The 11,751-nt window shown below is 56.0% G+C and carries 9 protein-coding genes; 4 read left to right on the forward strand and 5 right to left on the reverse strand.

Features of this window, described 5'->3' with window-relative positions; all coding sequences use genetic code 11:
• Positions 1-170: 170 nt before the first annotated feature.
• On the forward strand, positions 171-758 hold the full coding sequence (locus NHH03_RS09740; RefSeq protein WP_253155691.1) for a hypothetical protein: 588 nt from the start codon (positions 171-173) through the stop codon (positions 756-758).
• Between the two features lie 50 nt (positions 759-808).
• On the opposite strand, the gene NHH03_RS09745 is transcribed toward NHH03_RS09740, so the two are convergent.
• Complete coding sequence (locus NHH03_RS09745; protein WP_253155692.1) at positions 809-1,510, reverse strand: GntR family transcriptional regulator; 702 nt, start codon at positions 1,508-1,510, stop codon at positions 809-811.
• A gap of 498 nt (positions 1,511-2,008) precedes the next feature.
• Between NHH03_RS09745 and NHH03_RS09750 the strand changes: the two genes are divergently transcribed.
• Positions 2,009-2,929, forward strand: coding sequence for a WD40 repeat domain-containing protein (locus NHH03_RS09750; RefSeq protein WP_253155693.1), 921 nt, complete (start codon positions 2,009-2,011; stop codon positions 2,927-2,929).
• 45 nt (positions 2,930-2,974) lie between these two features.
• Here the strand turns inward: NHH03_RS09750 and NHH03_RS09755 are convergent, their stop codons facing one another.
• Positions 2,975-4,540, reverse strand: coding sequence for a mercuric reductase (locus tag NHH03_RS09755; protein WP_253155695.1), 1,566 nt, complete (start codon positions 4,538-4,540; stop codon positions 2,975-2,977).
• A gap of 29 nt (positions 4,541-4,569) precedes the next feature.
• Complete coding sequence (locus NHH03_RS09760; RefSeq protein ID WP_253155696.1) at positions 4,570-5,316, reverse strand: TVP38/TMEM64 family protein; 747 nt, start codon at positions 5,314-5,316, stop codon at positions 4,570-4,572.
• Here NHH03_RS09760 and NHH03_RS09765 point away from each other — a divergent pair.
• Positions 5,315-6,304 carry a hypothetical protein gene (locus NHH03_RS09765; RefSeq protein WP_253155698.1) on the forward strand — a complete coding sequence of 330 codons (990 nt, stop codon included), beginning with the start codon at positions 5,315-5,317 and terminating at the stop codon, positions 6,302-6,304. The two genes, NHH03_RS09760 and NHH03_RS09765, sit on opposite strands and share 2 nt — an antisense overlap.
• Before the next feature lie 14 nt (positions 6,305-6,318).
• Positions 6,319-7,998, forward strand: a complete 1,680-nt coding sequence (locus tag NHH03_RS09770) for a hypothetical protein (protein WP_253155700.1) — start codon at positions 6,319-6,321, stop codon at positions 7,996-7,998.
• Positions 7,999-8,021: 23 nt separating this feature from the next.
• On the opposite strand, the gene NHH03_RS09775 is transcribed toward NHH03_RS09770, so the two are convergent.
• Entirely contained in the window at positions 8,022-10,199 is a 2,178-nt protein-coding gene (locus tag NHH03_RS09775) for a glycoside hydrolase family 32 protein (protein ID WP_253155702.1), read from the reverse strand.
• Positions 10,200-10,212: 13 nt separating this feature from the next.
• Positions 10,213-11,751 (reverse strand): sulfatase-like hydrolase/transferase, encoded by a 1,539-nt coding sequence (locus NHH03_RS09780; RefSeq protein ID WP_253155704.1) that lies wholly within the window; start codon positions 11,749-11,751, stop codon positions 10,213-10,215.

The raw sequence follows: 11,751 nt of genomic DNA on the forward strand, positions 1-11,751 counted from the left end.
GTGAACATCACTCTCCACGCGGTCGAACCCTAGGCAGGGAAGCGAATGTTGTGCCAATCCGCGTAGGGGCAACAAAAATTCTGTCCCGCACGATCCACCACTACAGTTCAAGGCCGGGCAATGGATGGGTTCAGAGCGGCATTGCGAGTCACGAAAGGACGTGTTTCGCGATGCCCTGGTCGCTCCGATCGCCAACCGAACGTCATGGCAGCAAATCGTCCAATCGCAGTTTGTCGTACTTTCACTCCGTTTTCCAGAAATATCTTTCAAAATGCCCAGGATTGCCGCTGATGCAAAAAGCGGCCGATACGAGTCATCGCAGGTTTAATACCAATCTTTCTTTGCAATTGGTATTGGCCCACTGGACCGACGAGCTCATGCTGCTCGGTGACGTACAGGACGACCGGCGCGCCGTTTCTCCCTCAAAGGTCGAAGTCGACCGAGAATTGCAATCCCGATCGGAAGCTCGTGTTTCCATTTCTGTCGCGCTTCAGATTGTCTTGCTACCAACGAGTGGAATCATCGGAAAAAATCAAAATGCATTCGCCAAACGCCAGCGTGAGATGGACAAGAAGCGCAAGGCCGAGGAGAAACGACAGCGTCGCGTCGAACGTAAAAATGCCGATCCTGAATTGCAATCCGATGACGGTGTTGCCAGCGACGAAATTGACGTCGCCGACGAGGATCGCGTTGCCGACGAAAATGACTTGGACGCCAAAGCAAGTCAACCAGAGCAACCCCCGGTCGAAGACGCCTAGCTAAGCGGGCGCCGATCAGCAATCGCCTGAGTTGTTGAATAGCGTGTTGATCAGCCGACGTTCTCACTTTCGGTGTGTGCGTCAATGGCTGCCAGCGAGTCGATCAGGCCGTGTTGAATGTGGGCAGCCGCAGCAGCCCGCGCGGAATCTGCATTGCCGTTTCGAATTGCATCGATGATGCGTTTGTGCTCGTCGCAGGTTCGCTGCATCCCCTTGGCCGTGTAGACGTGTCGACGGATGCCAAAGACCCGTGTCAACACATGTGATTGGGAAGCGGTTCGAACCAGCGCTTGATTCCCAGTGGCTTCGATGACCAGCATATGAAACTGGTAGTCGGCTTTATCGAACAGGCTCATGATCCGCTTTCCTGCAACCTGCTGCTTCGATTTTCGTTGCTCAGCGGTCAACTCGCGCATGGTCTCCAGTTCCGATTCAATTTGCGCGACCTGATCTGGGCTGGCCCGCTGGGCGGCCAACGATGCCGTGGCCGGTTCGATGATCTCGCGTAACTCGTAGATTTCGATCAGGTCATTGCGATCCAAGCTACGGACGATGGCGCCCATGTTGGGGACCAAGTCGACCAAGCCTTCTTTTGCCAGTTGCCCGGCGGCTTCCCGCACGGGGGTCGCGCTGACCCCGATCTCTTTGCCGATTGGTCCGTACAGCAATCGAGACCCGGGTTCAAAATCGCCAGCGATCAGCTTGTTGCGCAAATGCTGATAGGCACGGCTGGCGTTGGTCTCAATCGTCATTCGATTTGTCCATCAAAACTACGGAAATCTCACTTCCTGCGACCGAAAGCGGTCGTTCCAAGTCTAGCTTTTCCAGCCATCTTTGCGGAGGGTGCGGCAACAAAACTCCCACCAGGTTTTCGTTCCTCAGCCAGGGGACCTCACCGCCGCGGATTGGTCCGCGACCGATCGTACTGATTGGCTGATTTTCACCTATGATGATAGGATTCATCAGCCAGCGAGACGGCGACCTCCACACAGGGCCATTGCAAATGACTTTTTCACACCACAGAAACTTTTTTCCTGGTCTTCGATCGTGTTGGTTGTTGCGCTGACCTGCGTCGCGATGCCTTCTGATCGCTTGAGCTCTGGCAGACTCAATCGCTCTTTTCTCCAAGTTCAAAGAACATCGACATGAACGTCGCCACCATCGACGCCCAGACGAACCGACGCGGCGGTTTGCGACAGCGTCTCGATTCCTGATCCATCCACAGGCAACGAATGGTTCGAATTATTGGGATGCTTCTGGCTGCACTGCTTTCGTTCTCCTCGGTGGATGCCGTTGATCCTCCGTTGACGTCGATTTCGTTTGCGCCCGATGGCAACTCGGTCGTTGCTTGTTCGCAAGCAGGGCTGCAGGTGTTTCGCTGGCCGGGACTTGGCTTGGAGAAACGGGTCGAGCTTCACGCCGACAACGTCCACGATCTGGTGTTCTCCGCGGATGGCTCGAGACTTGCCATTGCTGGGGGAGAACCCGGCGAGTCGGGGTCAATCGAGATTCTCAATTGGCCGCAGTGTGAGATGATCCAACGGTTGCATGGACACAGTGACTGTGTCATCAAGCTGCAATGGCTTGCAGAAAACCGTCTCGCTTCCGCTTCGCTGGATCACCAAGTCTGCATTTGGAATCTTGAAACCAAGCGAGTTGAGCAGACCTTGGCAGGGCACTCAGGCGGCGTTTGCGCGTTGAGTTTGCTGCCCGAAGAGAAGCTATTGGTCAGTGGCGGCTTGGACAACAGTTTGAGGGTTTGGGATCTGCAGTCCGGAGAACTCACACGCAGCCTGACGATCCATACCCGTGCTGTCACCAGTCTTGCGGTACGTCCAATCGCCGACGAGTTACCGATGATTGCATCGGCATCTCGCGACCAAAGCGTCCGTTTATGGCAACCGACGATCGGGCGGATGGTTCGATTCGCCAGACTGGAATCGATTCCGTTGGATATCGCGTGGACGACCGATGGTTCAGCCATCCTGGCCAGTTGCGAGGATGGCTCGCTGGTGCAAATTGATGCCCAAACGGTCACAACCGGCGAACCGCTGAAAGTGCTGGACGGACCGGCTTATTGCCTAACGCTCCATCGGCGCGGGCTTCCTGTGATCTTGGCAGGGGAAAGCGGACTGATCCGCCGTGTCGCAGCGGTTCCGTCGCCCGATTGAAACTGAACCATCAATCGCCGAAGTTGGTGCGACAGTTGTGGATCGCTACTTTCCGACATTCCAACGTCGCAACACTCCTAGCAGTTTTTCGTTCAGCGGCGTCAATCGTGTCCGGTTGAATTGATCGCCTAGCTTGCGAATCGATTCGGCCTGCGTGGGGTAGGGATGGATCACAGCGGCGATTTTGGACAGGCCGATCTTTTGGGTCATTGCCATCGTGATTTCCGAGATCAGGTCACCGGCATTTTCGGCGACGATCGTTGCGCCCACGATGGTGTCGGTTCCCTTTCGCGTGTGGACTTTCACAAACCCTTGGTCCTGGCCATCCAGGATTGCCCGATCGACTTCGCTAAGCGGTTGAACGTAGGTGTCGATTTCGATCCCGGCTGTAGCGGCATCCTGGTCGTACATGCCGACATGGGCGATTTCAGGCGATGTGTACGTGGCCCAGGGAATCACCAGATCACTGACTTTCTTTTTGCCAAACGGGCCAATCGCAAACAGGGCATTCTGGATCACGATTCGCGCCATGGAGTCGGCTGCGTGCGTGAATTGGTATTTGGAACAGACATCTCCGGCGGCAAAGATTCGCGGGTTTGTCGTCTGTAGCTGGTCGTTGACCGTCACACCCTTGTCGTCAAACTGCACGCCGACCGCTGCTAAATTCAAGTGTTCGACATTGGCCGTGCGACCGGCTGCGACCAAGAGTTGGTCGACCGGTTCGTCATAAGCTTGGTCGTGTGACTGGACCGTCAAACGGATTCCGCCGTCATTCTTGATTTTCAGCTCACGTCCACAGCACAACACCTGCACGCCGGCGTCCTGCAGCGACTTGCCAACGATCTCGGCCGCGTCGCGATCCTCACGCGGTAGCACGCCGTGATCGGTTTCAACCAACATCACTTTCGACCCAAAGCGGGCAAACGTCTGGGCCAATTCACAACCGATCGGACCGGCGCCGATCACGCCTAAACGCTTGGGCAATTCGGTCAGCGAGAACAAGTTTTCATTGGTCAAGTAGTCGACGTCGGCTAAACCGTCAATCGGCGGAGCCGCAGCACGAGCGCCGGTTGCGATGACCGCACGCTTAAACTGCAACTTGGTCTGATCAACTTGGATGGTTTGATTGTCGACGAAACTCGCTTGGCCGAAATAGACATCGATGCCTAAATCACGGAATCGTGCCGCGGAGTCGTTGTGACTGATGCCGGCCCGCAGCCGCCGCATTCGCTGCATCACAGCTGCAAAATCGACCGATGGGGCCGCGGGTACATTGACGCCAAAATCCAAGGCGTTGTTGACCGCCGCGGCGTTTCGCGCACAGCTGATCAATCCTTTCGACGGGACACAGCCGACGTTCAAACAATCGCCGCCCATCAGTTCGCGTTCGATCAGTGCCACGCGTGCGCCCAAACCGGCGGCACCCGCAGCGGTGACCAGACCCGCCGTTCCAGCACCGATCACGACCAAATGATAGGGTTGGGTGGGCGTTGGATTGTTCCAGGTCGGTGGATGAACGTTGGCCTGCAATTGCCGATTGAATTCGTCCAGTGGTTGCAGTGGGGTCAAGTCTGGAACTGGTGCGGCGTCGTCGGCGGGTTGAGTCTTCATAGAAGGAGGTGCGATTCCAAGTTGTGCGATTAGTGGTCGTTGGATGAATCAACCGAGTCGAGATCGTCAACCTGGTCCTTTAGCTTTTGGTTTGCCAGTCGAGTGACATAGACGGTGACGGCTACGGTTGCCAACAGTCCGATGGCCAACATCACCCATTCCAATGGCGTGCGTTGCCGATCGGAACCGATCGCCGCACCGGTGACATGTCCCAAATAGACATAGAGAAAGGTTCCGGGCAGCATGGCGATCCAACTGGTTAGGACGCAGGGCCAAAATTTGATCGACGTCAAACCATACAGGTAGTTCTGGACGTTGAACGGGATCGCCGGCGACAACCGCAACAGCCCCACCACTTTCCAACCGCCTTCCCCGATGGCGCGGTCGATGGCGCTGAAGTGTCGGTTGCCTTTTGCCATCGCCGCCACTTTGTCACGGGCGGCATAACGGGCGATCAAAAATGCGAGTGCCGCTCCCACGGTCGACCCAATGGAGACAATGGCGGTGCCAATGGCCAATCCAAACAGAGCGCCCGCGACGAGTGTCAAAAGAGTGCCGGGGACGAACAGTACCGTCGCTACGATGTACAAGACCGTCAATACAATGGGACCCCAGAATCCCAGTCCTGCGATCCAGTCTTTGACAGAAACGATCAGTTGATCCAGCGGTAAGAAACGCAGCAGCACCATCAGCGCCACGATCGCCAGCACGATCATTGCCCAGCGCAACAAGGTCGCCGATCGGTTTTTTGCTGGCGAGTCAGCCGTGTTTTCCATGTCTGCTGTTTTTTTGAAGTCGATCGAATCCGCGGCATTCTACTACGTCAATGAAGTTTCAGCCCACTGCTCCGCCGCCCAGCCGAAATCTCGAGCCACATCGGCAGTTGGCGAAGGCGGGGACAACGACGGACGGCTGGGCGTTACACTGGTGGTACGACATCACTGGTTGACTCGTTTGTGGTTTGTGCTGGTTGGGACGCAAAGGACCGTTGCCGAACCAGGACTGTCGAGACCCTTTCTATTCTTCGTTTGGGGCGCCGCATTGCCTTCGAATTCTCCGCTTCGTCGTCCCTTGGTCTGGATACTGGTGCTGATCGCCATCAGCGGAATGGTGAGTTCGCTGATCTATAACCGCAAGTTGGTGCAGTTGCGGCAACAGCGTAACAAACTGGCGGTACAGGTCGGGACGCTGGAGGTTGCTGATCCGAGCCGTGTTTACATCAGCCGCATACCGACTGGACCGGATGACATTCCACCTGGCGTACAGGCGGCGCATCTCTGGAAGTTTCGGTTGTACTTGCCAGCCGGATATAGCCCCTGTTTTATCAGCAGCAGTGGTGCGGTGACTGCGGATTCGCCACGCAGCGATGGTGGCAGCAACAGTAGTTGGGGCGGCAAGAAACCGGATCCCGTGGAAACGTATTTGACGGTTGCGTTGATCAAGACGGAAACCGGTTGGCTCTTTAGTCGCAACAACCAAGGGTCAGCCAGCTCATCGTCGGTATCCGATGAGTTGGATTTTGAATCGATGGAACAATGGATCGTCGAAACCGTCGTCACCGCCGAGAATCCATCGAAATCGTTCTCCGCTGATCAGCCGATCTGCCTACTGCGCGTGCGGGCAACCGAGCCAAAGCCGTCAAAGCCCGGCCAGCCAGATCTGTACCCCGGGTTGGTCACCTATCTGATTGAAACCGATCGCCGTGCCGCATTCGAGCAATGGGCTAATGGAAGGGTCGATCAAATGCCGGAGGTCCAGCCGTGACGGATACAGGGGACATGAACGATCAACCGGTAGCGACGCCCAAGCGGCGCGGTCTGCGATTCAGCTTGTTGGAACTGATGGTGGTCACCGGAATAGTTGCTGTATGGTTGCCGACCTTTTTTGCTGCGCGGGAAATACCATCGCTCGAAAATCAGGTCCAACAAATGCGGGCGTTGACAAGTGACTTGTCGATCATTGATGAAAATGAGTGGAGCATCCGAACTCTGCCTGGAATCTGGCACAATATCCACGGCTGGAAATATTATTTGCCCGCCGGTGCTGAAATGGAGTTGCGACTTGCTACCGAAGGCATCAACAGTCAAGGCGACCCGGAAGAATTTCAATCGGTCGACGTGCCCAGTGGCATCCACACGGTCCATCTAAAAAACACTCGTTCTCACGATCGCGAATACATCACAGAGGTCTTTTTGGATGACAAACAGGTCCTGCGCCAAATTCATCCCGAGCAATGGCTTGAATCGTCCGGCAGTACCAGCAGTGGCAGTCCGGTCGAGTCCACCTCGGAGGCGTTTCCGCTAGACAAGCCGGTCTGTTTGCGTCAGATGCGTTTGATAGAATCCAATCCACAAACACGATTCCGTTCCTTCAATTCGCCGCAGGAATACGATGCCAAGGGAAACCTGCTGTGCTTGGTGCCGCGTGGCTACGTCTCTCGACCGGCGCCACGGTTTGTCACGCCAAAAAATGGGGCGTTTCGTAACACCTGGGGCAATCGCCAAGGCACGCGACTGGTCGTGGGGATCACCAATCAGCTGAATGGTTTGCTGGGAATCCAACCCGACGCCCGCGCGATCATGGATGACGGATGGAACCGGTGGGGAAAAGTGTTGAATGCGATATCGGTTCGGCCGCTGCTTGATGATTCTCGGTCGGTCAAGCCTTCAACGAACAACATGTCGGCTGATTCACCGGTTACAAAAATCCCAACATTGACGGTCACCAATTCACTGCAACCTGATGCACGCGATTCGGGGAATTTGGCCAGCGGGGTGATTTCGGAAAATGGGAAAGTGATGCGAGTGTTCGTCCACTATTCCTCGTTGCCTTCGGGAGCACTCATCGCGGTTGAAGTGATTTTTGACAGCGATCATCCCGATCGGATCGGATTTCTGCCGCATCAAATTCAAGGCAGCCCGCCGATCAAAGCCTGTCAGTTCGAGACGCGATTTGACAGTCGGTTCCAGTGGCGACGCATCGACCTGCTGCCAGTGAATCAAGACGGCTCTGTAGCGGAATCCGAAAGCCAGCTTGTACCGCAGGTCACCACGCTCCAGAAACTTGCGGCTCAAGAGAAATCGCCCAATGGGTGGCAGGCGATCCCTGCCGAGCAAATGCCGACGGCGCCTGACACGATCGACGAAGACGCTCTCAGCGAACTGAAGTTGACGACGGACGTCGCGGATTTTTCCCAAGTCACTTACCCGGCAGGTACCCGTGGTCAGTGGGACTACAAAGGGCTGCCGGTCGGCCAGAAATGGTTGTTGCCACGACGCGGGGCGCAAGTCACCGATGGGCAATCAGTCGACGATGCAATCCAGGCAGAAATTCAAACTGCAACCGTCTATCCGGGGACTCAAGCTGCCATCCCCGGTGGGGCAGTCATCTCCAACGTTCGCGTGACCGTACCGATGCCCGCCGATCGACCGATCTGGCTGGAGATTCAACGGCAATGAATGGTTGTTGAGGGCTGCGTCGATCAATTCGTGGACTGCTTCCAGATTGATTTTAACTCGTGAGCTTGTAGATCGATCAGTGTCGCCGAACCACCGTCGGCAAAAGCTTTGATTTCGGAAACCATGCCCCGTGTATTTCGAGCACCACTGATCACCACCTCGCCGCCGTTGCCCCAGATCTCGATCAACGAACGATCAACCAGCACCCGCAGCGAAACGCGGTCGTCGGTGGGCAGGGTCTTGGCACCATTCCAGGTACCTGTGGAAACGTCATAGACCACACGGTTGCCGCCGATGTCTAAACCCACCTGCTTGGCATCGCCGATTTCAAAGGTTGCTGTGATGTCGAACAGTTCACCCGAAACCGGCACAGCAGCCGGTTTGCCGCTGGGAAGGGGTTGATCGGCCAAGGTGTTTGTTTTGATGCGTAGGCGTTCTATTTCTTGAACCGGTGCCGCAAAAATTCTTGGCCCGGCACCCGTCGTTTTGAGTGTCAAAACATTGGGAATCGAAAACGCTTGGTTGAACGCCTCGCCTTTGAATTCAACGCCACGCAGCCAGCCGATTTGAATACGTCGACCATCCGGCGCGTTTTCAAATGTTTGCGAGGCATAGAAATTTCCGTAATGCAGTTGGTGCTTTCCCTCGTGAGAGGGCGTAAACGTCCGTCCGTCGAAACTGCCCAGTGCATAACGACCATCGGCGGCAAAGGTGACCCATTTCGATCTGTCGGTCGATCCATCAATGGCTAGCTCGAACAGTTCAGGACATTCGAAATAGCCAGCCAGCCGACTTTGGAAAGTCCATTGCTTGAGATCCGTTGAGGTATGAAAGCTGGTGTTCTGGCCATGCTGATCGTCTTCGTCATACACTGCCATCACCCAGTGACCGCCCAGGTCAGACGCAGTCTGGTCCAGCGGGGTGTCCTGTTCGCGGTACCGAAACCAGACCACTTTGGGATCACGTCCTTTGTGTTCAACGATGGGGTTGTCGTTGTACCAAGTGAACGTGCGGCCGTTGTCATTGCTATAGACGACCGACTCGCCGGCGCCGGTGTCGGTCAGGAAAGCGACCAAGACGTCGTTGCTGCCTGACTTCCATCCCGCGGTGTTTTGTTTGTCGACCACAGCACCGCCCGAGAAACAGGCGCCTTTGGCCATCGTTCCGGGAAACAAACAATTGGGAAGTTGTTCCCAGTGCACCAGGTCTGTGCTGACGGCATGGCCCCAGGTCATGTTGCCCCATGCCCAGCCGACTGGATTGTGTTGGAAATACAAATGCCACTCTCCATCCAGATAAACCATTCCGTTGGGATCGTTGATCCAGCCGACCCACTGCGAAAAATGCAATTGAGGGCGCTGGGGTTCATCGCGGCCGACAGCCATCGCGGGAACCTCGTTGGAGGTCCGAATCGCAGCAAAGCCCTCTTCGGTGGCACGGCTAACTGACAGGCTCGCCGGTTGTCCTCGAAATTCACTCAGGTTGAAAAAGGCGAACCAGTCGACTTGATTTGGGTCGGTGGCCAATTCGGTGTCATAGCGACGCACGGCTTTACCGTTGACGCTGACTTCCAGTTTGACTTTCGCTGCGCCATTTCGAATTGGAATCAGCAAGTAGTCTTGATCGACGATGAACTCGCGATCAAACGCTCGCGTCGCCGGTCGCCTGTCCGATAACACGATCTGGTCGACATTGATGTGGCCCCAGCCACCGGTCGCCGAGTCGACGATCACGATATGCGCTGTTTGGCCTTGCCAGGGGCGCGCGTCCCAGAAATCAGGTGCCAGCGTTTCACTGCCGCCGGACACCGTGTTTGGTCCCGTGGCCTCGCGGACCACCTTGCCGTCCACGATCAGTTGCATGCACGTCTTGCCGGCGAATCCTCCGCCGCCGATCAAGAAATGGATGTAGTCACGGCTGATTTCAAACGCCGGTGACGTCAGTGTTCCCACCGACCGGTCTCCACCAGCAAACGAGTTGACGAGCCGTTTTCCCTGATAGCCGCTGACATCCATCTGACCCGGCAAAGTGCCCTCGGCCGGCGCATCGGAAAATGCCGTCCCGGTGGTTTGCCAATCTCCATAGTTGCTGGCTTCGAAATCAGCCAGCAGAACGTCCTCGGCGACTGCAACCGGCGAAGTGACCTGTGCGGCAAGTAGTGTTGCCATCAACAGTGAGAGTGGAAAGCCAAGTTGGGTCATCGGTTCAGTTCGGCTATGGGTTGGATTGGGAATCTTGCTGATTCCATAATCGATAGGGATCGTCGTGCTGCTGCATTTGTTGCAACAGCAGTTGTTCCATCTGTGCCAGTCGATCGGCATACTGCGGATCGTCAGCCAGGTTCACTTGTTGGTCGGTGGGGGAGATGCCGACTTGTGAAACCAGATCGCTGGCGTGATGTTGCTGCAGGAATTCGTTCGGATTTTGTTTTAGGTTGAACAATTGAGTTTCCCGGACTTGACCGTCAAGGACATCGTATTTGATCAACTTCCAATCACCCTGACGCACACTCCGCATGCCGGGCTTGGTGCCGCCACAGTAAACGCCGTACAGCGTGTCGCGGACCGTTTGCTGTTTGCCCCGCAACACCGGCGCAAAACTGGTGCCTTCGTTGGTCGTCGGTGCATCGATACCCGTCAAATCACACAGGGTGGCCAGAACATCCATCAGGTAGATGTTTCCTTGAGCACGACTTCCAGCGGGGATGCCGGGGCCGGCGGCAATGAAGGGCACGCGCCAGGTGTGTTCGTACAGGTTTTGTTTGCCCTGCAACCCGTGTCGTCCGATCGCGATCCCGTGATCGGAGGTGTAGAAGATGTAAGTGTTTTCCAGTTCACCGGCGGCACGCAGTTTGTCGAGCACGCGTCCGATTTGGACATCGATGTTTTCGCTGCAAGCGAACTCGCGGCCCAGTTCATTGCGAATGGTCCGCTCATCGCGTCGCTTCCACACCCCACTGACTTTCTCCTCGTCGCGCAGTCCTGGGTGGCCATGGGGAAAGGGATGTTCGGGCAAGTAGTTGATCGGCAACCGAGGTTGTTTCGGGTTGGCCGGTGGTGGCTGGTTGGGGTCGGTGTGATTGACCGCACCATATTTAGCGTTTAACTCGGATTTGCCGTCGCGGGTGTCGTGCGGATGTGAGAAACCGAAGTAGATCAAGAACGGATCGCTGTCAGCGGCGGCCTGGCGTTCATCCAAGTATTCCAGCACCCGATCGGCATGCCAGGCGCTGCCCGTTTCGTCTGTCGCACCTCGTTTGCTGGCTTCTTGAACCACGCTGAACAATTTGTTGGCGGCGTCATAGCTGTTGCCACGTTTACACGTCCGCATGGTGTCGTAGCCGTTGCGATTGAAAACCGCTGGCATCGTTTGCTGTGCCAATCCCGGTGGTACGAGTTTGGGGTCTGAGTGGTTTGGGTTTTGTTTGCGTTTGCCGCGATCGGGAATGTGCCAAACACTGCGACCGCTCATGATCATGTGACGCGATGGAGTGCAGACCGCGCCCGACCAGGCGCCCATGTGGTAGGCGCCGTCGAGCACCATGCCACGCGCAGCCAACTGGTTCAGGTTTGGTGTTTCTAAAATAGAATCTTTGTTATAGACCTGAAGATCAAACGGTGATTGGTCATCGGCCAGGATGAACAATACATTCGGCCGCTTCGGTGTGGCGTCGTCGGCAACGGCCGGATGGATGTTGCCGAGTGACAGCACGAATCCACAGGCGGCAAAAAACAAAACGGCCAATCTACGCAT

The organism is Stieleria tagensis (assembly GCF_024129865.1).
GTDB classification, from domain to species: domain Bacteria; phylum Planctomycetota; class Planctomycetia; order Pirellulales; family Pirellulaceae; genus Stieleria; species Stieleria tagensis.